The following is a 24929-nucleotide window of genomic DNA, read 5'->3' on the forward strand; positions in this document are numbered from 1 at the left end:
TCGGGGTTTTATATCAGATTTTTCTGATTATCCAACATTGCCAACGGTTCATCGATCTGTTTAAAATAATCTCATTTCAAACCCCGTTCTTTATATCAAATTAGAGTCCCAAATCTCTGTTTGATATGAATACACTTTCAAAAATCATTACCTGGAAAAGAAACATACTGGCCTCCTTGGCCGTTTTGTTGGTTTTGATCGTATTGGACTTTTACGGTGTCTATACCAATAAGTTCTATTTTCTAAAAGCGGACAACTACATATTTCCCGTTTTGGCGTCGGTGCATCTACTATACCTCTATGTGGTGTGGTTCAAAATTTCTGAAGGTGAGCTTCCCGATCCCAAAATGCGAAACATTGAATATGTGCTGTACGCCATCATGATCGTGTATGTGTTCAAGATCTATGATAGCGCCCAAGTCCTTGGCTCAGTGAAGTATTACGAAGAGCATGTCATCCCTGCAACTTTCAAACCTGTGGCAACCCTCACTTTGGTCCTGTACAGTATCTTGCCCATATTGACGATATATACCTTCTGGCTCAGAAAAAGGTATGTCGGGGTGTACAACTTTGAGAATTACAATGACAACCTCAATATTTGGCAATAAGCAAGCCTTTTATAGCCCTCGAATATAGCTTCCGTACATATCCTTGAATTGAAAACCTTGAACAAACCGGTGTTTGCTCAATTTGTTGTACGCCACCAAGCCCCAAAGCAACACCTCTTTCAAGAAATAGGAATCCTCTTTGGAAATTTCGGGCCGGTATTCTTTTATCAAATTGTTAAGTGGTGCAATGGAGTCCAATTTGGTTCGGTAAGCGGCATCTGGGTCATCATCCAAAAGATCGAACCCCTCCCCTTCAAAAAACCAATGGATTAACTCATCGTATTCTGTTTGCGCATCTTTGCGTTGAAGCTTGTCTATCTTGGGAAAATGGTCGGAGAAAAGTGATTTTATAGCTTCCTCGATCAAGGTTTCGGCAACAAAGCCGGCTCCCTCCTGCTCTCCTTCGTATACCAATTCAATTTTTCCGGTAATGGACGGGATGACACCCATGAAATCGCTCAAGCGGACCACGGTTTGGGTATCTCCGGCCAACACGGCCCTGCGCTCGGCTGTGCTCAACAGGTTTTCAAAAGCAGTGATGCTCATACGGGCACTCACGCCACTTTTCGCATCCACATATTCACTTTTTCTTGCTTCAAAACTGATCTGCTCCAACACATCCATGGCAATCTCCGGGACGTAAATCTTGTCTGATTGTCGTTGGTCCAACTTTGCTTCTTGTTTGGTGATTTTTTTGGCAATGCCCACACTTTCGGGATAATGCGTCAAAATCTGCGAACCGATCCTATCCTTCAATGGAGTCACGATACTGCCCCTGTTGGTATAATCTTCAGGGTTGGCTGTAAACACAAATTGAATATCCAAATGAAGCCTCAACTTAAAGCCGCGGATTTGAATATCGCCTTCCTGTAAAATATTAAACAAAGCCACTTGGATCCTTGCTTGCAGATCAGGCAATTCATTAATCACAAAAATGCAGCGGTTGGCCCTGGGGATCATTCCAAAATGGATCACTCGGTCATCCGCATAGGAAAGGCGAAGGTTGGCCGCCTTTATGGGATCCACATCCCCGATCAGATCGGCCACGGTAACATCGGGGGTTGCCAATTTTTCAAAGAAGCGCTCATCCCTATGAATCCAGGAAATAAGTGTTTCATCCTTTTTTTCTTTGATCAGCTCAATGGCATATCGCGAAATGGGGTTCAACGGATCATCATGGATTTCGGAACCTTCCACAACGGGCATCCATTCGTCCAACAGTTGTACCATCAAACGGGCCAAACGGGTCTTGGCCTGCCCTCGGAGCCCCAACAGGTTGATGTTGTGTCGCGACAAAATCGCTCGTTCCAACTCTGGGATTACAGAGTTTTCATAGCCCCAAACCCCTTCAAAAACTTCTTCTTTCTTGGAGATTTTGGACAACAGGTTTTTACGCAATTCATCCTTGATGCTTTTGCTCTTGTACCCGGCCAATTTTAATTCTCCTAATGTCTTTATTTTGGTATGATCCAATTTCATATGGTCTTTATCCTTTAATTCTTCGTTTTCTGTTCTGTTCGTAATCTTCAAAAATCATTTCGCCCAATCCTTTCAATCCGGTATAGAAGGCCTTGCCTTTGTTCGCTTTGGTAAATTCTCGGACAAACTGCATCAGGTAAGGGTCTTCAGCGATCATGAAAGTGGTAATGGGGATATGTAGTTTTCGGGCCTGTTGTGCCATGGTATAACATTTCTCCACGATATATTCATCCAGCCCCACACTGTTCTTGTAATAGTTTCCATCGGGAAGCCGAATACAGGAAGGTTTACCGTCCGTAATCATAAAAATCTGCTTATTGGTGTTCCTTTTTCTACGGAGTATATCCATGGCCAATTGCAATCCTGCAACGGTATTGGTATGGTAGGGCCCCACACGCAAATAAGGTAGATCTTTTATGGGAATGGGCCAGGCATCGTTTCCAAAAACCAGAATATCCAAGGTGTCCTTTGGGTAACGGGTCGTGATCAATTCAGCGAGTGCCATAGCCACTTTTTTGGCGGGAGTGATGCGATCTTCTCCATACAAGATCATGCTGTGGCTGATATCGATCATGAGCACGGTGCTCATTTGGGCCTTGTACTGGGTATCTTCTACCACCAAATCCTCCTCACTCATGGAAAAGGTGTCCAAACCGTGGTTCACCTGGGCATTCTTCAAACTTTCGGTCATAGAAATATGTTCCAAGGAGTCTCCGAACCGATATTCCCGAAACTCTCCCGTATGCTCGTCTCCCCTGCCCGATTTTCCTGTGCGATGGTTACCAGAGCCGCTGCGTTTGATCTTGCCGAAGATTTGATCTAAGGCACGTTGGCGCAACATGCGTTCCAATTTGGCCGTCATGGATAAGCCTCCGCCTGCCGGACTTTCATCGCCCTCTTCCCCATCTTCACCGCCCTTTTCACCATCCAAATCAAATTCTTCACGAATGTATCCCTTGGCCTTGAGGTCTTCTATAAAATCGTCGATGGTGTAATCGTCATCGGTAAGCTCATATTCCTTGTCCAGCTCGCGGAGCCAATCCAGAGCTTCCTCTACATCACCTGAAGTGTGGGTAATCAATTCCTGAAAAATCTCGAAGAGTTTTTCGAACGGGGTTTGGTCCGGAGCTTCGTAAGTGGTAAAACGAAATCCTTTTCTTGTGTTCATAGCCATCACATAAAATTAAGACATTTCTATGTAAAGGCCGTTCCTTTAGAAAAAACTTAACGCAAGGCCAAAAAAAAAGCGCCGGGCCCTAGAAACCCGACGCTCTGGCATCAAACCAACCTAAATTATTCTTCCACAAAGGTGTAACTGGCCTTTACCACTTGGGTCAACCTGAAGTATCCATAGGCGTAGTTTTCAGGATGGGTCTCATTGATACAGTTGCCCCTTACGGTTACGGGGGTAGATTCAAAAAGACCAGTGCCGCCCAATTGTTCGACCAAAATTTTGATGTAGTCATAATAGGGGCGTGAAATCCCATACATTTCAATGTGCAATACATCGCCAGGCTGAAAAGGATCGATATGTTCATCTTCATCCTCCTCGATCTCGTACCACCAATCAATCTCATTTCCGTTCAAGAATCTATCTTCGCCCACTTCCAGGGCGGGCAGCAGATCGCCTTCCCGCTGAAATCTGAAGAGATAGTTGTTGCCTTCCTCTTCGGGATCGGTGAAAACGATGTGGACTTCAAGTTCCTCGTCATTGAATCCTTCCTCCCGGTTTTGAAAAATGTCGGTAATATCGGTCACTGGCGTCATGGTCTCTGTAGCGGTATAGACCTCCCCGTCGTGCTCGATGCGTAAGGTATAGGATTGTGCCAATACAGGTTCAAAAGTGGTGGAAAGATATTCTCCATTGCCTTGGTCTGCAAAGACAAAAACATCACCGCTCGTATCATTGGTCACCACCACGGATGCACCAGTAACTTCTGTGATGGTACCCGTGTTAAAAAAAGGAGTGGATTCGCTCAAACGGATGGTCTGTTGGTTGCCCGCGGTCCCTTTTTCCCAATCCAAGGATGCCTCCACCACCAATCGTGTGGGACCATTTTGGACCTCTACATCCACCACGTCCACGCACGAAGCAAAAGCAATGACGATAATAACCAGTATGATTTTTTTAAATGTTTTCATTGTTTAGAATTTAAAGTTGTAGGTCAATGAGGGTACAATGCCAAAAATAGCTGTCCGGGTAGCTTGGTTGGCGCCGGTCTCCAGATTTTGACCGAAGGAAATTGAAGCCGCATTTTTTCGGTTGTAGAGGTTATAGATGCTAAGCACCCATTCTCCTTTAAAACGTTTGTTCTGATATTTCCGAGGTTTGTAGTTCACGGAAACGTCCATCCGGTGATAGGCAGGCAAACGGTCTGAATTTCTTGGCGCATAGGTGGCTATGGACAGGTCTTCGTATACATATTGCCCATTCGGATAGGTTACCGGCCTTCCTGTTTGAAAAACCAAATTGGTCCCAAAACTCCATTGATCATTCAGTTGATAAGCACCAGAAATGGAAATATCGTGGGTCCTGTCAAAAGCGGAATTGTACCAGTCGCCATCATTGATGCCCGGACCACCGGCGGTTCCTCCCAAGGTCCTTTGTTCAGACTTGGAAAGGGTGTAGGCGATCCATCCGGTGAAGTTGCCCTCATTCTTTCGCAACAACAGTTCCAATCCGTAGGCCCTCATTTCGCCGTTCAAAATCTCAGTTTCTATGGTATTCTGGCCAATGAGGTCCGACCCGTCTATATAATCGATTCGGTTGTCCACGGTCTTATAATAGGTCTCAACTTCCAAGGAGTATACCTTATCCAAAAAATTGCGGAAATAGCCCAAGGCATATTGGTTGGACAATTGTGGCTTGATAAAAGGGCCACTGGGTGTCCATACATCCAATGGGGTCACCGATGAAGTGTTCGATAGCAAGTGGATGTACTGTGCTGTTCGGGAATAACCGGCCTTGATGGACGAATCCTCATTGAGAAGATAGGCCAAGGAAACCCGGGGCTCAAGATTGCCGAAAGTCTTGATGGTCTCACTTTTGGCATACTCCTTTTCCCCAATGGCCTCACCCCGTTCGTAAATGTCCAACAGGGAATTGTATACCACGGGCTGGCCGTTCGCGTATTCGGAAATGGGTTGTCCACCCAAGCGAGAAAAGGCACTGTACCGCATACCATACTGTAGGGTCAGGCTGGGGGTCAGTTTATGCTCTGCATTGATATAGATGCCACTTTCCAATGCCCTTTTCTGGTCCAGTTTCAACGGATTTACGGGAGATGTATCGGCTGTTGGGTTCACTTCCCCTGGATCAAAATCGTAATAGATACCATTCGCCCCAAAATCCAGGTTGAAGGCATCGCTCAAATAATATTTGAAATCATATTTAAGGTTGTAATTGGTGATGGAAGAGACCCATTCAAATTCATCCTGGGCAAATTCCAGATCATAGTCATATCGGCTCCAAATAGCGGAAAGGTTGGAGAACAAACGGTCATTGAAGATATGGTTCCAACGGAGGTTGCCCGAAGCATTACCATAACTACTGTCAAAACTGTTCCCCAATTTAAAGGCATCCCGACCAAAATAACCACTCAGAAATAGTTTGTTGTTAGGATTGATCGCATAATTGGTCTTGAGGTTCAAATCGTAAAAACTGACACTGTTGTCCTCCCCTGCGGCTTTGAGCAATAGGTCTACATAGGAACGGCGACCGGCAATCAAAAAGGAGCCTTTTTCGCCAAAAAGGGGTCCCTCGGCCGTCAGCCTGCTGGAGATGACCCCGATACCACCTGTGAGGGCAAAGTTTTTATTGTTGCCGTCCTTTTGACGGATGTCCAATACTGAGGAGACCCTGCCCCCAAAGCGTGCTGGAATACCTCCTTTGTACAGTTTCACATCCTTGATGGCATCGGCATTGAACACCGAAAAGAAACCGAACATGTGCGAAGTGTTGTAAATGATGGCCTCATCGAGCAGTACCAGGTTTTGGTCCTGTGCGCCTCCCCTAACGTGAAAACCTCCTGTGCCTTCCCCGTTATTGGTGACGCCGGGCAACATCTGCAGGGATTTCAGCACATCCACTTCCCCGAGTACTACGGGCATCTGCTTAACCGTGCCCATGTTCATCTTCACCACACTCATTTCGGGTTTGCCCAAAAGGGCCCGTTCCGGCTCATCTGCGGTGACGACCACTTCATCCAGTTCGGTGGAGAATTCCGAGACTTCCACATCATTTTTCAAGTCCCTATCCAGATTGATCTTCATGTTGACCTCATTGTAGCCCATGTAAGAAATCCTCAGGATATATTCCCCTGCCGGAGCCGTGATGGAATAAAAACCATATTCATTGGTTATTCCACCGATCGTGGTCCCTCCCAAGAGCACCGAAGCCCCAAAAAGGGTTTCCCCATTGCTTTTGTCGGTAATGGTCCCGCTTACGGTGTAACTGTCCTGCGCCATGGCCTGTGCACAGCCCAAAAGGAAAAGCAACAACCAAACGGTGCTTTTGGCCGTCTGGCCCAATTGCGTTCTTCTGTTCATTTTTTGAAGTTTTGATGATTGTATTGTTTTATGTTCACCACCATAGACAATTCAAGAAATGAAGGGTTGCACCCATTTCTTTTTTTTGATCATTTTTAAAGTATTTGATATTTTTTTACGCTCAGGTGCAACCTTTTACTTTTGCATTTGTCTTTAGCTCAAACAAGGCATCAACCTAAGCCATTGGAAACAGACATCCGTTTTACGCATAGATCCATAGTGGAACAGTGCAAAGCAGGAAATGCCAGCTCGCAATATGAGCTGTATTCCCGCTATGTGGATGCCATGTACAATGTGGGCCTTCGGTTTTTGGGAAATACTGAAGATGCTGAGGATATAGTGCAGGATAGTTTTGTAGAAGCCTTTAAGAACCTGGACCACTTTAAGTATGAAAGTAGTTTTGGCGCTTGGCTCAAGCGGATTGTCATCAATAAAAGCATCAACCATCTGAAAGCAAAGCGTATCTCTGTAGTACCCATGGAAGCCCACGAGTTTCATTTGGCAGATGAGGAAGAACCTGTAGAGGCCGAGGCAACGGATATTTTGAAAGTGAAAAAGGGCATTGCCCAACTCCCGGATGGTTACCGGGAGATCATCAATCTGTATTTGATTGAAGGATATGACCACGTGGAGATCGGGGAGATCTTGGGTATTTCTACCAGTACTTCCAAATCCCAATACCACAGGGCCAAGAAAAAATTATTGGAAATCATCAATGAACTGTAATGGACAATTTTGAAAGACATATCAGGCACAATGCAGGTCAATTTGACGAGCACAAAGCGGACAGGGCCAAAATGTGGGCCAAGATCGCAGCTGACCTGAAGCAGGAAGAACCCAAAGTGATTTCGCTTTGGAGAAGACCCGTGTTCCGCATTGCCGCTTCCGTTTTGCTCTTGGTGGGCCTCACTTCATTTATCTGGCTGATGGGATTGGGACAAGGAGCGGACCACAACCAATATGCTTCCGAAGAATTGATGGAAATAGACATGTATTACAAAGACCTGGTCTCCTATCAAGTCCAGTTGGTGAAGAACAATCCCAGACTAACCGATGAAGACAAGACAGAATTCCTGTCATTTATGGACGAGTTGGATGCAGAATACGATGTCCTCAAAAAAGAGATGCAAAAGAACCTAGACAACGAGCAGGTGCTGGAAGCCATTGTGGGCAATTACAAAAAACGCATCGAGCTCATTGAGAATTTATTGCGGCAATTGAACGATTCTAAAAAAGTGGATGATGATTATGGGTATACATTGTAAAAAAGTGCTGTGGATGGTACTGATGCTGTTTTTGGCGTATGAGGGAAAAGCACAGGAAAAGGTATATAAGACCATTGAGAAGAGTTTTCCGTTGACAGGGTCCGGAGAGTTTCATTTGGAGAACAAATACGGGAATGTGACCTTGAAGGGATGGGACCAGAACAAGGTCACCGTGACGGTTTTGATCACGGTCAACCATCGCAAGAAGGAAAATGCCGAAGACCTGTTGCGGCGCATCAACCCCGAGATGAAATCAAGCAACGGCCACGTTTCCATTGTTTCCGAAATATCCAATAAAAATACAGGCTGGTTTGCCGACTTTTTCAATCGGAACAATCCTATCGATTTTGACCGCAGCCATGTGCAGATCGATTATGAGGTGCATCTCCCCGCAAAGGCAGGGTTAAAGATCACCAACCGTTTTGGGGATGTGGTCCTGGAAAATTGTAACGGCCCCTTAACTGCTCTGATAGAGCATGGCGATCTATGGATCGGGGAAAATTTGAACAAGGCAAACATTGTCTTGAAGTACGGAAAACTTAGGGCAAAAGACCTGAACTATGCCGATTTAGATCTAAAGAACGGCGAACTGGACATGGAAAATTCCAAGAGTCTGCGCCTGCGCAGTGATGGGACGGATATCAACATCCACTCAGTGGGTTCATTGGAAATCTATTCCAACAAGGACAATATTTCGGTGAACGAGGCGGGCACTTTGTACGGGAGCATGGAATTCACCACCTTCAAATTGGACCGATTGGCAAAAGAAGTGGATATGAAGATGAAGATTGTGGATTTTCAGGTATATGGCATCACCAACCCATCAGCAGAAATATCGATAGAGCAAGAATCTGCGGATATCACGCTGTCGGTCGCTAATTTTTCCCATCGTTTCACAGCTACTTTGGAGGAAGGGATGGTTCGCTTGCCCAAGTCCTTTGAGAACGTCAATTCGGAAATGTTGGACAAGGGACGTAGGCTTCGAAAGATTGAAGCTACCTATGGATCGGAGAAAAAAGGAAGTATTAGTATACATGGACAAAAAGGAATTGTAACACTGAACGATTAAAAAATACTCATTGGTGCAACCTTTTTGCAATTACATTGTCTTTAGAAAAAAAATCAATCAAAAAATCGCATGCACATGATCAATCAAAAAACGACATTGTCCTTATTTTTTCTGTTCTTGGGCTTACTGGCCTTTGCCCAAGACGATGATGGCGAGTATATCACTTTCAACGACCGCAAAAATGTGGTGCACGGGGTCTATCTGGGCCTCTCCACCTATTTTGGTGAAATTGAGGGAGAGAACACCTACATCGGAGGGTTGAAAGTGGCCTATGTGGCCAACCGACAGTTTGAGGTCGGTTTCATGGCCAATATTCTCTATTCCGAACAGAACATTTTCAATCCACGAACTATCAACAATGATGATATAGTTGCCGTATATGGCGGATTGCATTTGGAACCCATTCTTTTTGGAAAGTCAAGGGTGAGTCTATCATTTCCGCTATTGATCGGTGGTGGTGGCATGGGCTATGTGGACCATGACGCCGTGCGAAGGGATGAAAATGTGGACCTTGACGATGATGATATCGATATCATATTCGTATTGGAACCAGGTATGAATGTTCTGTTCAATGTGTCCCGATATGTCCAATTGGAAGCAGGGGTGCGCTACAGAATGTCCAGTAAAATTGGCCTCGCACAAAGCCCCATAGAGCGGATCAATGGTTTTTCAGGAGGAATCGGGGTGAAATTAGGAGTTTTCAACATGGGGCGTAACCGATATCGAAAACAACTGGACTGATGGGAAATTTCAATCGCTTCCACCATCCGATCAATACATTACGGGTCTATTCAAAGAACGAACAGGTATTTACCCAGAATGAAAAGAAGGACTGGTCGGCCATTCCATTTCAATGGGTCTCTATCCCATTTATCAATCGTTAGTATTTCTTTCATACATTTTATTACATCAATCAAAAATCGAACAAAATGAAAACACGAATCAGTGCTTTACTGCTCATTGGGCTATTGACCTTTTTTTCTTCCTGTGACTATGACACTATCCATGCCCATGGCGAGGTGACCTCTGTGTACCATGACATAGAGGGATATACTAGGTTGAGGATTTCCGATGCATTCCAAGTTTATGTCCATTTTTCCGAGGTTGAGGAAGAAATCCGTATTGCGGCCAATGACAATCTACATGAAAAAATTGTGGTCGAAAAAGACGGGGACGAATTGGTCATCCGGTTGAAAAGCCATACTTCAATAAAAGGCAAGGCCGTTATGAACGCGTATATTACCACCACAAATCTTTCCGCGTTTCGTCTTGGCGGGGCGTCCAGATTGACCTTGGAAAATGTATGGGATGTGCAGGACGGTAAAATTGGGGTTTCCGGCGCCTCTGATTTCAAAGGGGAGGTGGTTGCTGACCGATTGGAGGTGGACCTTGATGGGGCTTCGTCCATCGATGTGACCGGAAGCATTTCATTTTTGGATGCTGAGCTTTCCGGAAGCAGCGATTTACTGGATTTTGGTCTGGACATTTCCAATTTGGACATTGACCTTTCGGGTGCCAGTACCGCATTTCTCTCCGTGGAAGAAACCATTAGGGTGAAGGCCTCCGGTGCCAGTACACTGAACTACAAGGGAGATGCCACCATACTGAAAAGTGAGCTGTCCGGGTCTTCCCATATCACCAAAAAAGATTGAATCGCTGGCCTGGTCAGTGTCTCTTCTCCAAGATATTGACCACGTCGTCGAGTTTGAAGTTTTTGGCCTTCAGCAAGATCAGATAGTGGAACAATAGATCTGCACTTTCGTTCAGGAAAAGGTCGTCGTTGGTGTCCTTGGCCTCAATCACGGTTTCCACGGCTTCCTCCCCTACTTTTTGGGCTATTTTGTTGATGCCTTTTCGGAACAATGATGCCACGTAGCTATCTGGATTGTCGGGGTCATTTTTTCGGGATTCAATAATATTTTCCAAGGTTGATAAAAAGCCGTACCCTTGGGCATTCTCCTCGGCCCAACAGGTATCGGTGCCTTTATGGCAGGTGGGTCCAACGGGATCCACAGTAACCAAAAGGGTGTCGTTATCACAATCCACTTTTATATCGACCAGATTCAGGAAATTTCCACTCTCTTCACCCTTGGTCCAAAGCCGTTGTTTGGAACGACTGAAAAAGGTCACTTTTCCCGTTTTCTGGGTAGTATCGAATGCTTCTTGGTTCATATAGCCCAGCATGAGCACATTCTTGGTCTTCGCATCTTGAATGATGGCAGGTACAAGACCTTCTGGATTTTTGGTAAAGTCAATTTTCATACTATGGTTGTTTTTGAATCTATCATATCTTGACAACTCCTTCGACTGCGCTCAGGATGACAGTTTGATATGACAATCAATTATATTCTAACAGGAATCCCTTCCTTTTTCAATTCGTTCTTTAGATCTTGTATTTCAATCTCCTTGAAATGGAACACACTAGCGGCCAAGGCAGCATCCGCTTTTCCTTCCACAAAGGTATCGGTAAAATGGGAAATGGTCCCGGCACCCCCTGATGCAATGATGGGAATATTCACCAAATCGGACAATTGCGCCAATGCCTCATTGGCAAACCCATTTTTGGTGCCATCGTGGTCCATGGAGGTGAACAAAATCTCTCCAGCTCCCCGCTCCTCCACTTCTTTGGCCCAATCGAATAGATTGATTTCGGTTGGAACTTTACCGCCCACCAAATGTACTTTCCAAGTGCCGTCAATCTGTTTGGCATCGATGGCGACCACAATGCATTGCGAACCAAATTTAGCCACCAATTCGTTGATGAGTTCAGGTCTTTTTACCGCTGATGAGTTGATGGAGACCTTATCGGCGCCATTCTTCAATAAAATGTCCACATCTTCCACGGAAGAGATGCCGCCACCTACCGTGAACGGAATGTTGATGGTTTCCGCCACATGATAGACCAGTTCTGCCAAAGTCTTACGTTTTTCCTCTGTGGCCGAAATATCCAAAAAGACGAGTTCGTCCGCCCCTTCTTGGGCATAAATGGCAGCTAGTTCCACAGGATCTCCGGCATCACGAAGGTCCACAAAATTGACACCTTTCACGGTGCGTCCGTCTTTGATGTCTAAACAAGGAATAATACGTTTTGTAAGCATTTTTCTTTTCTATAATCCAGAGTTATCACAATGGTTTTCCTACGTTGACTTTATATGTAATGAGATGCCGAAACAAGTTCGGCATGACGTTTTCTTCGAAAACTATCTTTGAATGTCAATCGTCACCCTGAACTTGTTTCAGGGTCTCACTTTAGTAATCCAATGTTCGTAATGTTGGATTTTGTTCTTTAATCAAATTAATTTTCCAATCGCGATGCCAGTTCTTCAATTGTTTTTCCCTTGCAATTGCTTGATCGATATCCGAGAAAACTTCAAAATACACCAAATCTGTCAGATTGTACTTTTTAGTAAACTTTGAACCACTTCCTTCTTGGTGTTCCACTACCCTATTGGCTAAATTTGAAGTCACCCCAATATAAAATGTTGTTCTGTACGTATTGGTCATGATGTAAACAAAACTTTGTTCCATTCCTATGCGATGCCGAAACAAGCTCGGCATGACGTTATTGGTTCTTCACATTCAAATCCACCCCATCATAAAAGCCCAAATCGGTGTTTTCCAACAGTTTGGTCCAAAGGGCAATCTGCCCCGTGTGGTAGGACAGGTGTTCCGTCACATGGATGATGTTTCCCACCCCGGAAAAATTAAATCCCTGTACGGAACGTTTCCGGAGCAATTCCTGTAATGGAGCCTCATAAAAAGTCCTTTTCGCCTCTTCCACGGTCTCACTGAGTTTTTTGAACAATTCCTCTTTAGTATATCCGGAGGCGGTGGAAAATTCTTCATCCCGCTTGCGGTTGTCCTCTTCATTTTTGATGGAAGCTATCCCGTATTGGGTAATATTGCCACATAAATGCAGTATCAAATTTCCAATGCTGTTGCTGGACTCGTTCGGTTTTTTCCAAATTTTGTCCTCGGGCAATTTATCGAGACAGATTTTGATCATGCGAAGGCTTTCGTTCATACGGTACCCCGCATTCCAAACCAATTCTTCCCGAAGTTGTTGTTCTTTATCCATGTCCAAGAATGTATTGTTCCAATTGTTTCAAGCTGATTCTGTTTTCATAAATGGCCTTACCAATAATGGTGCCCTCACAGCCGATTTCGGCAAGCTTGGGAAGTTCATCGTAGGTAGAAATGCCTCCACTGGCTACTAATTTCAATCCCGTTGCGGTTTGGGCCAGAATTTTTCGGTATAGATCGAAAGAAGGTCCTTGCAACATCCCATCTTTGCTGATATCGGTACAAATGACATATTGAATGCCTTCTTTTTGATAAGATTGTATAAAAGGTACTAGATCCTGCTCGGATTCTTCCTGCCAACCTGAAACTGCCACTTTTTCACTGTTGGCATCGGCTCCCAAAATAATTTTATCGGAACCATAGGTCTCCAGCCAACCCAAGAAAGTTTCTTTTTCCTTCACCGCAATACTGCCCCCAGTGATTTGGGAAGCACCACTCTCAAAGGCAATTTTTAAGTCTTCGTTCGATTTTAGACCTCCGCCAAAATCAATTTTAAGGCTAGTTTGGGAAGCAATGGTTTCCAAAACTCTGTGGTTGACAATGTGCTTGGATTTAGCCCCATCCAAATCTACCAAATGAAGGTGTTTGATGCCATGCGCTTCAAACTGTTTGGCAACTTCCAACGGATTTTCATTATAGACTTTTTTAGTGCCGTAATCCCCTTTGGAAAGACGGACACATTTCCCCTCGATAATGTCTATGGCTGGAATCAATCTCATACGTTAATCATATTTGGCGCGGTCGATGGCCAACCACATTTCCGAATTTCCTACTCTTTCAAAACCAAACGCCTCATATAACGTGTGGGCATCCTTGGTTTTAAGGGCCACCGTTTTTACAGTTTGCACATCCGGTCTGTCCATGATGTGCTTGATCAGCATTTTGCCCAATCCCCGACCTTTGTAGGGGTCAAAGATTACCACATCCATCAGGTAGGCGAATACCACGGAATCGGTCAATAATCTGGCAAAACCTATCTGCTCGTCATCGGAGTTGAAAAGTCCAAAGCAAATGCTGTTGTCAATGGTTCGCTTGGTTTCTTCCGGGCTTCTGTACCCACCCCAGTAGGTGCCCTTGATTTCTTTATGGACTTTTTCGATGTCCAATTTTTGTTTGTCTTCAGAAATGTAAAATTCCATCTAAATAACCGTTAGAAAATTATTCAAAATAGTGCTGCCTATATCGCTGCTCTTTTCAGGATGAAACTGTACCCCGTAGAAGTTTTCTTTTTGAAGGGCCGCACTGTATTCCAATCCATATTCAGAACTGGCAATGGTTTCCTGGCCCAATGGGGCATAAAAACTGTGCACCAAATAGATATAGGACTTATCGGGAATTCCTTTGAACAAATCCGTTTTTAAATCTGTTATTTGGTTCCAACCGATTTGTGGCACTTTCACTTGGTTGGAAAATTTCTTCACATCAAGATCAAAAATGCCAAGCCCCTCTGTGTTTCCTTCCTCGGAGGAACGGCACATGAGCTGCATGCCCAGACAAATGCCCAAAACGGGTTGTTTTAATGTTGGGATGATGGTATCCAATCCACTTGACCTCAATTTGGCCATGGCCGAACTGGCCTCTCCCACTCCTGGAAAAATCACCTTGTCCGCTTCTTGGATTTCCTTGGCATCATGGGACAGTAGAGCATCATATCCCAACCGTTTAATGGCAAAGATGATGCTTTGGATGTTTCCAGCGCCATAATCAATGATCACTATCTTCATAAAGAACAAAGTTTGATGTACGAAGTACGAAGTTGTTTACCTATACTATTACTTACCATTGGTTCTTGCTGTTTTTATGGAAGAAACTATGATGGCCAAAATTTCACTTGCCTCTGAATGAAGTGATTTGATTTCAGCAATTTGATTTTCACTTACTTCAGCCAATAGTTCCAAGAAGTACATGCTTTCATCTATTTCTTCCTCAACTATTTTGAGCTTGTTGATGAAATCCGCCCTTGATTTTGCCCGTTGGGAAGCCCTATAATTTGCACCAACGGAACTGGAACACCTGATCAATTGATTCACGTAGGCATTAAATTCCCTGGACTTTGGAAAATTTGAACATAATTTCCAAACATCAATGGCAAAATTTTTAGTTCTATCTTTTAAGTCCTTCTTCAATGGCTTTCGTACTTTTAATTTCGTACTTCATATTTTTACAGCATTCCTTTTGTTGATGGCAATACCATTTTCTCCACATCCCGTTTTACTGCCATTTTGATGGATTTGGCAAAAGCTTTGAATATGGCCTCTATCTTATGGTGTTCATTCGTCCCTTCTGCTTTGATGTTCAGATTGGCCTTGGCCCCATCCGTAAAAGATTTGAAAAAATGATAAAACATTTCCGTAGGCATTTCACCAATCTTTTCCCTTTTGAACTCCGCATCCCAAACCAGCCAATTCCTTCCTCCAAAATCTATGGCGACTTGGGCCAGGCAATCATCCATAGGCAAACAAAACCCGTAGCGTTCGATACCCAATTTCTTGCCCAAGGCTTTGGCAAACACTTCGCCCAAAGCAATAGCGGTATCCTCAATGGTATGGTGTTCGTCCACCTCAAGATCACCATCAACTTTAATGGTTAGGTCCATTTGTCCGTGGCGCGCCAATTGGTCCAACATGTGATCAAAAAAGGCCAATCCGGTTTGGATATCACTTTTTCCGGTTCCATCCAGATTCAATTTGATCTGAATATCCGTTTCGTTGGTTTTTCTATGGATTTCAGCAACTCGATTCTCCAACTTCAAAAATTCATAGATCTTTTCCCAATCGTTGCTTTCCAGAGCAATATAGGGATTCAACTCTTCTCGTTTTACCGTAATCTCACCTGTTCCCAAATGGGTTTCATCATTGATATAGATGCCTTTTGCCCCTAGGTTTTTGGCCAATTCCACATCGGTCAAGCGATCCCCGATCACAAAGGAATTGGCAAGGTCATACTCCTCCGAAAAATAGGCGGTAAGCATTCCCGTCCCAGGTTTTCGGGTCGGGGCATTGTCCTTTGCAAAGGTCTTGTCGATAAAGACATTATCAAAAACGACCCCTTCCGCTTCAAATGAATTGACGATGAAATTCTGTACGGGCCAAAAAGTGTTTTCCGGAAAAATATCGGTCCCCAATCCGTCTTGGTTGGTGATCATCACCAGTTCATAATCCAGTTCTTTTGCAATTTTCCCTAAAAAAGTGAATGCCTTTGGATAGAAAATCAATTTTTCAAAGGAATCAATTTGTTCATCAATGGTTTCCTTGATAATGGTTCCATCACGATCAATGAATAATACTTTTTTGCCCATAGTTATAATTGCTTTAAAATGGCTATCAATGCTTTGTTTTCGGTTGGTGTACCTACCGTAAACCGCAGCGTGTTTTCGCACAAAGGCTGGGTGCTTCGGTTCCGTACCACGACTTGTTTTTCCAGTAATTGTTGATAACGCTTATCGGCATTATCAACTTTGGCCAATATAAAATTGGCATCGGAAGGGTATATTTTCTCCACAAAGTCCAAGTTTTGTAGAGCTTGCTCCAAATTGGAACGCTCTTCCAAAATTTGAACCACCTCCTGTTGCACGGCATCTTCATTCAGAATCCGTTGCAATGCTTTTTGTTGGGTCAACTGATTGACGTTATAAGGTGGCTTGATTTTGTTCAATATGGCAATAATCTCTTCCGAAGCGTAACATACTCCCAAACGAATTCCAGCCAAGCCGTAGGCTTTGGACAATGTTTGGGTTACAATCAAGTTGGGGTATTTTTTCAAGTCTTTCAACCAACTTTCTTGTTCGGAAAAATCGATATAGGCCTCATCAATGACTACCAATCCATGAAAGGATTCCAAAAGTTTCTCCACACTTTCCCTTTTAAAGGAATTTCCGGTGGGATTATTGGGCGAGCAGATGAAAATGAGCTTGGTTTTTTTGTCCACCTTGTCCAGAATAGCGGGAACATCGGGTTCAAAATCAATGGTCAACAAAACTTCCCTGTTTTCCACTGCATTGATCCCTGCCAGTACCTTATACATGCCATACGTAGGTGGCAAAGTGATCACATTGTCCTGATTGGGTTCACAGAAAGCCCTATAAACCAAATCTAATACCTCGTCGCTGCCATTACCCAAAAGCATGTTTTCTTCAGAAACACCCTTCTGCTTTGCTAAAAGTGCCTTTAGGCTTCTTTGGTAAGGATCGGGATACCGATTGACCCCATTCTCGAAGGGATTTTCATTGGCATCCAAAAAAATCATGGTGGACCCATCGGAAACGTATTCGTCTCGGGCCGAAGAATACGGTTTTAGGGCCTTTACGGATTCCCTAACGATGTTGTTTATGTTGAAGGTTTTAGTCATATCATTGAGGTCTCGACTGCGCTCGACCTGACATTTAGTTTGATTTTATAGTATTTAGGCGAAGGGTCACCGCATTTTTATGGGCCTGTAATCCTTCCGCTTCTGCCATCAATTCTATGGAAGGGCCAATGGCTTCCATTCCCTCTTTGGATATTTTTTGAAAGGTCATGCTCTTCATAAAACTGTCCAGGTTTACACCACTATACTGTTTGGCGTAGCCATTGGTCGGAAGTGTGTGATTGGTGCCTGAAGCATAGTCACCGGCACTTTCAGGGGTATAATTGCCTACGAATACTGATCCAGCGTTTTGGATCTTTTGAAGGTAAAAATCCTCATTTTCCACACAGACAATAAAATGTTCAGGGCCATATTCATTGATTAAATCGATGGCGGTTTGATCGTCTTTTACCGAGATCAACTTGCTGTTTTGGATTGATTTTTCTGCAATAGCTGCTCTTGGCAGTTGTTTTATTTGAGATTCGATTTCCTTTTCAACAGCATCAATCAATTTTTCGGAAGTGGAAACCAAAATTACTTGGCTATCGGTGCCATGCTCTGCTTGGCTCAACAAATCGGAGGCTACAAAAGTTGCATTGGCAGAATCGTCTGCGACGACGAGAAGCTCGCTCGGTCCGGCCGGCATGTCGATTGCGACTCCGTGTTTAGTGGCCAATTGTTTGGCAACGGTAACATATTGGTTGCCTGGCCCGAATATTTTGTACACATTGGGAATGGTTTCTGTTCCGAATGTCAATGCCGCAACGGCTTGAATGCCACCTACCTTAAAGATTTTGGTTACCCCACAAAGTTGAGCGGCGAACAAAATGGTCGGGTTTACGTTCCCATTTTTATCAGGAGGCGTACACAATACAATCTCTGAACACCCCGCCAACTTAGCAGGTATGGCCAACATCAAAATAGTGGAAAACAGCGGTGCCGTACCTCCGGGAATGTAAAGCCCCACTTTTTGGATGGGTCTTTTTTCTTGCCAACACAATACCCCTGGTATGGTTTCCATTTCCACTTTGACCGTTTTTTGGGCAGCATGGAATTTTTCAATATTGGATTTGGCCAAGGAAATGGCCTTTTTCAAATCGTTTGAAACCGAATTGGATGCTATTTGGATTTCATCATCGGTCACCAAAAGGGAGTCCAATTGCACATGGTCAAACTGGTCTGTATATTTTTTGATGGCCCCATCTCCATTTGCCTGTACCTCCTCAAAAATGGACTCAACGATTTTTTCAATATCAGCCACCGTTTGGGTAGGTCGTTTAAGAATCTTGGACCAATCTTCTTTATTTGGATGATAAATTTTGTTCATTTCAATATATTTTGATCAAGTGTATGCCCAAGGCTTCGTACCCCTGATTTTCCCAGAATTTTTTGCCTCTTACATTTTTGGCGTAGCAGTTCACTTCGGCACGTTCACAGCCAATTTCCTTGGCATAATCGTTCAGAAAAGCTAACATCAGTTCACCGATACCCTTCCCTTGATATTGGGGAGAAACGATTACATTATCAGGTTCAACATGTTTGCCTGCATAGAGTTTGTTCAATACCCATACCCCGCAAATGCCAATCAGTTGCTCTTGGTCATACACCCCGATGCATTTGTATCCCATCGGAATCATTTCGGTTAGGCGGTTTTGCAGTACTTCCATGGGAATACGTTCGCCGTTCAACAGAAAAGCCAATGGAAGAATGGTATAAAGCTTTTCCGTTGGAATCCAGTCTATAGTGAATTGAGGTTCCATCACTGATTACATTACCATTTTTTCGATCGGACAGACCAAAATGCCCTCGGCACCTGCTTGTTTCAAGGCGTCGATAACTTCCCAAAAGGTATCTCTGGTAATCACGGAGTGTACGGAGCTCCAACCTTCTTCGGCCAAGGGCAGTACCGTGGGGCTACGCATCCCTGGTAAAATGGAAATGATCTGGTCCAACTTATCATTTGGGGCATTAAGCAGGATGTATTTGTTATGCCTAGCCTGGAGTACCGATTGGATCCTGAACCGGATTTTCTTCAAGATTTCCCTTCGTTCTTCGGAAATCGTAGGGGAAACAGCCAATACGGCCTCACTTTGCAAAATGACCTCTACTTCCTTCAAATTATTTTTGAACAAGGTGCTGCCACTGGAAACAATATCACAGATTCCATAGGCCAAACCTATGTTGGGTGCAATCTCCACCGATCCATTGATCAGGTGCAGATCGGCAGTGACCCCTTTGGATTTTAGGTATTCGTTGACGGTATTGGGATAAGAAGTAGCAATTTTCTTGCCTTCAAAATCCTTCACCGAATTATACTTTACCCCTTTTGGAACAGCCAGTGAAACCCTGCATTTGGAAAAATTCAACTTTTCTGCCACGGCAATATCTTTTCCTTTTTCCACCAATACATTTTCTCCTATGATGGCAATGTCCACTACCCCATCCCTTAAATATTGTGGAATGTCCCCGTTCCGCAAATAGAAAACTTCCAACGGAAAGTTTCTGGCAGTGGCCTTTAGTTGGTCCTTTCCATTGTCGATGGAAATACCACAATCCTTCAAGATCTGAAGGGAGTCCTCGTTCAAGCGACCGCTTTTTTGTACAGCAATCCGAATTTTTGTCATTAGTTCAACGATTATGTTCAAAAAACCAAATGGGCATAAAAACAAAACCCGCTTGATTTCTCAAACGGGTTAGAATATATTTTATATACAACAATACACTTCTATCTCGCTTGAGGGCAAGTATAAAAATGGTGATGATGTACGTTATTGTTACTCATTATGTGTCAAATGTAGAACATATTTTTTTATCAAAAAAGAGGAATTTAGTTATTTCCCAAAATTAGCGGTAGTCCGTCATTGCCCGATCCCACTACGACCACTTTGGTGTTTGGGGATTGTGCCAACATTAAAGTAGCTTCAATTCCCTTGTCCTGAAGGATCTTATCTGTCAAGGAGGCACTCAAAATCCTGTTGGCATCTGCCTTACCTTGGGCTTCAATACGAACTTTTTCCGCTTCTTTTTGTGCGGTCACCAATCGAAATTCGTATTCCAGCGATTCCTGTTCCTGCTTCAACTTTCGCTCAATGGCATCCTTAATGGTGGGCGGTAGGGTCACGTCCCTTACCAATACTTCATTAAGTTGAATGTATTGACCCGCAACAATTTTCTGGGTCTCCTCAAAAATTTCCTGTTGAATGGCGTCCCGCTTGCTGGAATAGAGTTGTTCGGGTGTATATCGTCCCACTACACTTCGGGCAGCTGAGCGGATAGCTGGCAGTAGCACACGTTCTATGTACTGTTCGCTTTTCTCTTGGTGCAATTTCCCCAACTCGCTGTATTTGGGTTGGAACCACACAGAGGCTTCCAATTTGATGTCCAATCCATTGGAGGACAGTACATTCATTTTTTCAAGCTGTTCCTGCTGCCTCACTTCATAGACAAATACCTTGTTCCATGGAGCCACAATGTGGAAACCTTCGTCAAGTGGAGGCTCATCCGTGACCACCCCTCCTCCAAATGTCTTGTACAGAACCCCGGCTTCACCGGAACCTATGGTCACTGCGGATTTTGAAATGAATATGATGAGAACGATGATGCCTGCAATGGCAGGTAATGCAATCTTTGGTAATTTATCCATGAGTTTGTTGTTTACATTAATCCGTTATATTTTCTGATGAACCACTCTGCTGCGAGGACAAGTACCATCAATCCGAGTAAAATACGGAAATCTATCAAAGATACTATATTCTCCCTGTTCTTTTGGACGGGCAAAAACTGTTGGGATGATGTCAAGTCCTCCATCAATTCCTCCACATTATCCGTATAGTACAATTTTCCATTGGTTTTTTCTGCCAAACGGCCCAATTTTTTATAATCTGCGGAGGTAAGTTGCTTTTCGGGATCAAAATCAAGAATTCGAAAAACCCCTGAGCGTTTGTGGTTTTCACCTTCCACTGTGACCGTATATCGATATTCCCCCGATGCCAAATCGCTCAGGTCCACTTCGTAATAGGTATTTTTCAACAACATGGGCGATTCGCGGGAGAAACCGCTGTCCGTTCCCTCAATCTGGATGGATATACGGGCATTGGGGTCAAACTGATAACCTTCATCAAAATAAGAGGCCCTGATCTTGGCCATGCTCGCATTTTCAAACACGAGTGCATGGTCCACATCCAGCCTGCTCCGTTGGTCATTGGAGGTCAAATAGACCATTAGGGTTCCCATAAAATCATCAAATTTTTGGAAGTCCTGATCATTCCGATAGGTCTGCGCACGCCATCGCCAAATATTTTCACCGAACAACACAGCCTCCCTTTGCTTTCCTTCGGTAAGGATGGAAAACAGAGGCTTGTCCAAGTCTACCCCTCGGATCTGTTGGTACATGATGGTCTCCCCGCTTTTTCTCAATTCAATATCCCCAAGGTTGCCTACCAATGGTGGAAAGCCGTCTACGTTGAAATCCCCAAGGCCAAAAATTCCGAAGGCATTGTTCAAAATGGGCAAGATTTCCTCGGATTGGCTATTATCGACCAAAAAACTTTGCTGGGCCCCATTCAAAAAATTCCAATCTGTTTTACTGCCCGTTATGGTGAAATAATTGGTTTTTGAATTTTCCAGAAAAGCATATACGGGTCTGAAATTCCTATTGGGTTGGTACAAAATCAGAATATCTGCTTCTTCCAACTCTTGGGCAGTCCCAGTGGGTTTGGTGATGGAGACCGATCGTTGCTCATTGGCCTCAATGGATTTTTTCAGCGCCCCGATGTCCGGGTGGGGCATATCCGAAAGAATCACCACATTGGTTTTTTCATCGATTACCTCAATGGCCGCTTCTTTTACGTTGTTGGCCGTGTTCTTTTCATTTTCCAAGGCATCCACTTCGACCTTGATGGTCTTTATCCCCACGCTTTGGGCCTCAACTAGTGTGTTCAGGGTTTGGCTGTTCTTCAGGGCATCCAGTTCCACCCGTTGTTGATGGACCCTGTTTCCATTTATGGAAACGGTCACTGTTTTGGAAACTGCAGCCGAACCTTGGTAGCGAATAGTGGTTTCTACAGGAAACTTGTTTTTTAGAAATGCATAGGTGTTGGTATTGATGAGCCCTACGGAAATATCCTCATGCTGGGTGGTATCACCGACCACAATGGGGTTTACGGATAGATTTCCACCCAAATTGAGGTGTTCATAATCCCTTCCCAATGTCTGGTTGCCATCCGTGATCAATACGACCGCATTGGTTCCGTTCAAAAAAAGCTCATTGGCCGTGGTAAGGGCCTTGGAAATATCAGTGTTCCTTTGGTTGAACACAATGGAATCGGTCTGGTCTACAGCATTGCCAAAACCAAACGCTTGAATGGAAAAACGATCTTCGAGCTGTGGATTTCCCTTGATCATTCCCACCATTTCCGAAAGACCTCTCTCGGTAGTGGCCTCGTTCATGGAAGTGGAATGGTCTACTAGAAGGATCAAGTTCGCTTTCTCCAGATAATAATCATTGTCGACGAACTTGGGGTTGATCAAAAGTAAAAGGCCGCAAAACAAGGCAATGAACCTCAATGCGGCCAATATGATCTTGAGCGGACCTTTTTTGGGGTTCCTATAATAGTATTGAAAAAATACAATGCCGAGCGCGATGATCGCAGCAAGAACAATAAGGAACACCGTACGCAGCTCCATTCATTCTAGGTTAGCATGCCACCATCCACGTTCAGCACCTGTCCGGTAACATAGTCGGAAAGATCGGACGCCAAGTAGAGACAGGCATTTGCTACATCTTCGGGGGAGCCACCTCTTTTCAACGGAATGGCATCCCTCCAGCCTTGGACTGTTTTCTCGTCCAGTTTCTCGGTCATTTCGGTCTCAATGAAACCTGGCGCAATGGCATTGCAACGGATGTTCCGAGATCCGAGTTCGAGTGCCACGGATTTGGTGAACCCGATCATACCCGCTTTTGAAGCGGCGTAGTTGGTCTGTCCGGCATTGCCCTTCACCCCCACCACACTGCTCATGTTGATGATGGATCCCTTGCGTTGTTTCAGCATGGTTCGCTGAACGGCCTTGGTCATATTGAAAACAGATTTCAGGTTGATCTCGATCACGGAATCAAAATCCTCTTCGCCCATGCGCATCAACAAATTGTCCTTGGTGATGCCCGCATTGTTGATCAATACATCGATGCGTCCATCAAAATCTTCCAGAACCTGGGCCACAAGGGCTTCGGAATCCGCATAACTGGCAGCGTTGCTCTTGTATGCCTTCGCCTTTACGCCCATGCCCGTGAGTTCTTTTTCCAATTCCAAGGCAGGTGCCTCGCTGGAGCTGTAGGTGAAGGCCACATTGGCCCCGTGCTTTGCAAAAACTTCGGCGATTCCTCTTCCGATTCCCCGGCTTGCTCCGGTAATGATGACATTTTTCCCTTCCAAAAGTTTCATCTCTTGCTATTTATTTGTTTTAAGTGGTCAGATGCTATTTGCCAATCAACATTTTGGTTTGTTTCCAGAATGGTCATGGCCAGTTTCACATAACGATTGTGTTAGAACCGTTGTCCGCCAAATATAATGGTTGTTTTACGTTTAGACGAAAAAAAATCCCGCATTGAACGGGATTTATATAGGATTTAACGGTTGGTTATCCAACCACTTCTTTTACTTTGGCTCCGATTTCCGCGGGGGAATCCACTACATGGATGCCACATTCGCGCATGATTCTTTTCTTGGCTTGGGCAGTGTCGTCGCTTCCACCAACAATGGCTCCTGCGTGCCCCATGGTACGTCCAGCTGGTGCAGTTTCCCCTGCAATAAATCCAACAATGGGTTTCTTACTGCCACTTTCCTTGTACCATCTAGCGGCCTCCGCTTCCAGTTGTCCTCCAATTTCCCCGATCATGACCACACATTCGGTCTCAGGATCGTTGATCAAAAGCTCCACAGCTTTTTTGGTCGTGGTCCCGATGATGGGATCTCCACCGATACCAATGGCGGTGGTAATGCCCAAACCTTGGCGCACTACTTGGTCCGCAGCTTCGTAGGTAAGGGTACCTGACTTGGATACGATACCCACTTTCCCTTTTTTGAAGACAAATCCGGGCATGATACCCACTTTGGCCTCTCCAGGGGTAATGACACCTGGACAGTTGGGACCGATGAGTGTACAGTCCATACCTTTTATATAGTCATTGGCCTTTACCATGTCGGCAACAGGGATACCTTCAGTAATGGTAATGATCACTTTGATACCTGCACTGGCAGCTTCCATGATGGCGTCCGCAGCAAATGCGGGTGGTACAAAAATAATTGTGGTGTCGGCACCTACTTCCTTAACGGCATCCTCCACTGTATTGAAAACGGGTTTGCCCAAGTGTTCTTGGCCACCTTTTCCTGGGGTGACCCCACCGACCACATTGGTCCCATATTCGATCATTTGCTCGGCATGGAAGGTCCCTTCGCTACCGGTAAATCCTTGTACAATTATTTTGGAATCTTTGTTTACTAAGACGCTCATAGGTTTAACTTAATAATAGGTGCA

28 protein-coding genes are annotated in these 24929 nt (G+C 44.4%); 7 read left to right on the forward strand and 21 right to left on the reverse strand.

Annotated features, from left to right (window positions below):
- Positions 1 to 125: 125 nt before the first annotated feature.
- Positions 126 to 608 (forward strand): hypothetical protein, encoded by a 483-nt coding sequence (locus D2V93_RS18165; protein WP_072881921.1) that lies wholly within the window; start codon positions 126 to 128, stop codon positions 606 to 608.
- 9 nt (positions 609 to 617) lie between these two features.
- Here D2V93_RS18165 and D2V93_RS18170 read toward each other — a convergent pair whose 3' ends face one another.
- The 4 genes from D2V93_RS18170 to D2V93_RS18185 all read right to left on the reverse strand — a co-directional run bounded on the left by D2V93_RS18170 (position 618) and on the right by D2V93_RS18185 (position 6635).
- Positions 618 to 2087: a magnesium chelatase gene (locus tag D2V93_RS18170; protein WP_119620447.1), complete on the reverse strand. Its 1470-nt coding sequence runs from the start codon at positions 2085 to 2087 to the stop codon at positions 618 to 620.
- A 7-nt stretch (positions 2088 to 2094) separates the two neighbouring features.
- On the reverse strand, positions 2095 to 3261 hold the full coding sequence (locus tag D2V93_RS18175) for a vWA domain-containing protein (protein WP_119620448.1): 1167 nt from the start codon (positions 3259 to 3261) through the stop codon (positions 2095 to 2097).
- A 119-nt stretch (positions 3262 to 3380) separates the two neighbouring features.
- Positions 3381 to 4229 carry a DUF4249 domain-containing protein gene (locus tag D2V93_RS18180; protein WP_119620449.1) on the reverse strand — a complete coding sequence of 283 codons (849 nt, stop codon included), beginning with the start codon at positions 4227 to 4229 and terminating at the stop codon, positions 3381 to 3383.
- A gap of 3 nt (positions 4230 to 4232) precedes the next feature.
- Positions 4233 to 6635, reverse strand: coding sequence for a TonB-dependent receptor (locus D2V93_RS18185; protein ID WP_119620450.1), 2403 nt, complete (start codon positions 6633 to 6635; stop codon positions 4233 to 4235).
- Between the two features lie 183 nt (positions 6636 to 6818).
- On the opposite strand from D2V93_RS18185, the gene D2V93_RS18190 reads away from it, so the two are divergent.
- The 6 genes from D2V93_RS18190 to D2V93_RS18210 all read left to right on the forward strand — a co-directional run bounded on the left by D2V93_RS18190 (position 6819) and on the right by D2V93_RS18210 (position 10621).
- Entirely contained in the window at positions 6819 to 7361 is a 543-nt protein-coding gene (locus D2V93_RS18190; protein WP_245750703.1) for an RNA polymerase sigma factor, read from the forward strand.
- Positions 7361 to 7900 (forward strand): hypothetical protein, encoded by a 540-nt coding sequence (locus D2V93_RS18195; protein ID WP_119620451.1) that lies wholly within the window; start codon positions 7361 to 7363, stop codon positions 7898 to 7900. Before D2V93_RS18190 ends, D2V93_RS18195 begins: the two co-directional genes overlap by 1 nt.
- Entirely contained in the window at positions 7884 to 8969 is a 1086-nt protein-coding gene (locus D2V93_RS18200) for a hypothetical protein (protein WP_182850022.1), read from the forward strand. The genes D2V93_RS18195 and D2V93_RS18200 overlap by 17 nt, the downstream gene beginning before the upstream one ends.
- A 75-nt stretch (positions 8970 to 9044) precedes the next feature.
- Positions 9045 to 9710, forward strand: coding sequence for a hypothetical protein (locus D2V93_RS18205; RefSeq protein WP_090336597.1), 666 nt, complete (start codon positions 9045 to 9047; stop codon positions 9708 to 9710).
- Positions 9710 to 9853: a hypothetical protein gene (locus D2V93_RS18730; RefSeq protein ID WP_177190079.1), complete on the forward strand. Its 144-nt coding sequence runs from the start codon at positions 9710 to 9712 to the stop codon at positions 9851 to 9853. The genes D2V93_RS18205 and D2V93_RS18730 overlap by 1 nt, the downstream gene beginning before the upstream one ends.
- A 45-nt stretch (positions 9854 to 9898) precedes the next feature.
- Positions 9899 to 10621 (forward strand): head GIN domain-containing protein, encoded by a 723-nt coding sequence (locus tag D2V93_RS18210; protein ID WP_119620453.1) that lies wholly within the window; start codon positions 9899 to 9901, stop codon positions 10619 to 10621.
- Positions 10622 to 10634: 13 nt separating this feature from the next.
- On the opposite strand, the gene hisIE is transcribed toward D2V93_RS18210, so the two are convergent.
- The 17 genes from hisIE to sucD all read right to left on the reverse strand — a co-directional run bounded on the left by hisIE (position 10635) and on the right by sucD (position 24905).
- Entirely contained in the window at positions 10635 to 11231 is a 597-nt protein-coding gene (gene hisIE, locus D2V93_RS18215) for a bifunctional phosphoribosyl-AMP cyclohydrolase/phosphoribosyl-ATP diphosphatase HisIE (RefSeq protein ID WP_119620454.1), read from the reverse strand.
- 80 nt (positions 11232 to 11311) lie between these two features.
- Positions 11312 to 12067 (reverse strand): imidazole glycerol phosphate synthase subunit HisF, encoded by a 756-nt coding sequence (gene hisF / locus D2V93_RS18220; RefSeq protein ID WP_072881942.1) that lies wholly within the window; start codon positions 12065 to 12067, stop codon positions 11312 to 11314.
- A gap of 151 nt (positions 12068 to 12218) precedes the next feature.
- Complete coding sequence (locus D2V93_RS18225; RefSeq protein WP_417935375.1) at positions 12219 to 12527, reverse strand: GIY-YIG nuclease family protein; 309 nt, start codon at positions 12525 to 12527, stop codon at positions 12219 to 12221.
- A 4-nt stretch (positions 12528 to 12531) separates the two neighbouring features.
- Positions 12532 to 13047, reverse strand: coding sequence for a DinB family protein (locus D2V93_RS18230; protein ID WP_119620456.1), 516 nt, complete (start codon positions 13045 to 13047; stop codon positions 12532 to 12534).
- On the reverse strand, positions 13040 to 13771 hold the full coding sequence (hisA, locus tag D2V93_RS18235) for a 1-(5-phosphoribosyl)-5-[(5-phosphoribosylamino)methylideneamino]imidazole-4-carboxamide isomerase (RefSeq protein ID WP_119620458.1): 732 nt from the start codon (positions 13769 to 13771) through the stop codon (positions 13040 to 13042). Before hisA ends, D2V93_RS18230 begins: the two co-directional genes overlap by 8 nt.
- 3 nt (positions 13772 to 13774) lie before the next feature.
- Positions 13775 to 14191, reverse strand: coding sequence for a GNAT family N-acetyltransferase (locus D2V93_RS18240; RefSeq protein ID WP_119620459.1), 417 nt, complete (start codon positions 14189 to 14191; stop codon positions 13775 to 13777).
- Positions 14192 to 14776, reverse strand: a complete 585-nt coding sequence (gene hisH / locus D2V93_RS18245) for an imidazole glycerol phosphate synthase subunit HisH (protein WP_119620460.1) — start codon at positions 14774 to 14776, stop codon at positions 14192 to 14194.
- Positions 14777 to 14824: 48 nt separating this feature from the next.
- Positions 14825 to 15178 carry a four helix bundle protein gene (locus D2V93_RS18250; RefSeq protein WP_119620462.1) on the reverse strand — a complete coding sequence of 118 codons (354 nt, stop codon included), beginning with the start codon at positions 15176 to 15178 and terminating at the stop codon, positions 14825 to 14827.
- Between the two features lie 35 nt (positions 15179 to 15213).
- Positions 15214 to 16350: a bifunctional histidinol-phosphatase/imidazoleglycerol-phosphate dehydratase HisB gene (gene hisB, locus D2V93_RS18255; protein ID WP_119620463.1), complete on the reverse strand. Its 1137-nt coding sequence runs from the start codon at positions 16348 to 16350 to the stop codon at positions 15214 to 15216.
- A 2-nt stretch (positions 16351 to 16352) separates the two neighbouring features.
- Complete coding sequence (hisC, locus tag D2V93_RS18260) at positions 16353 to 17399, reverse strand: histidinol-phosphate transaminase (protein WP_119620465.1); 1047 nt, start codon at positions 17397 to 17399, stop codon at positions 16353 to 16355.
- Positions 17400 to 17433: 34 nt separating this feature from the next.
- On the reverse strand, positions 17434 to 18723 hold the full coding sequence (hisD, locus tag D2V93_RS18265) for a histidinol dehydrogenase (protein ID WP_119620466.1): 1290 nt from the start codon (positions 18721 to 18723) through the stop codon (positions 17434 to 17436).
- A 1-nt stretch (position 18724) separates the two neighbouring features.
- Positions 18725 to 19156, reverse strand: coding sequence for a GNAT family N-acetyltransferase (locus tag D2V93_RS18270; protein WP_119620526.1), 432 nt, complete (start codon positions 19154 to 19156; stop codon positions 18725 to 18727).
- Between the two features lie 6 nt (positions 19157 to 19162).
- Entirely contained in the window at positions 19163 to 20020 is an 858-nt protein-coding gene (gene hisG / locus D2V93_RS18275; RefSeq protein WP_119620468.1) for an ATP phosphoribosyltransferase, read from the reverse strand.
- Positions 20021 to 20223: 203 nt separating this feature from the next.
- Positions 20224 to 21039, reverse strand: coding sequence for a prohibitin family protein (locus D2V93_RS18280; RefSeq protein ID WP_072881954.1), 816 nt, complete (start codon positions 21037 to 21039; stop codon positions 20224 to 20226).
- Between the two features lie 11 nt (positions 21040 to 21050).
- A complete protein-coding gene (locus D2V93_RS18285; RefSeq protein ID WP_119620469.1) occupies positions 21051 to 23081 on the reverse strand; it encodes a VWA domain-containing protein in 2031 nt (676 codons plus the stop codon).
- Between the two features lie 5 nt (positions 23082 to 23086).
- Positions 23087 to 23836, reverse strand: coding sequence for a 3-oxoacyl-[acyl-carrier-protein] reductase (gene fabG / locus D2V93_RS18290; protein ID WP_072881957.1), 750 nt, complete (start codon positions 23834 to 23836; stop codon positions 23087 to 23089).
- Positions 23837 to 24032: 196 nt separating this feature from the next.
- On the reverse strand, positions 24033 to 24905 hold the full coding sequence (gene sucD, locus D2V93_RS18295) for a succinate--CoA ligase subunit alpha (RefSeq protein WP_072881959.1): 873 nt from the start codon (positions 24903 to 24905) through the stop codon (positions 24033 to 24035).
- Positions 24906 to 24929: the final 24 nt, after the last annotated feature.

Source organism: Flagellimonas taeanensis (genome assembly GCF_003584105.1).
GTDB lineage: Bacteria > Bacteroidota > Bacteroidia > Flavobacteriales > Flavobacteriaceae > Flagellimonas > Flagellimonas taeanensis.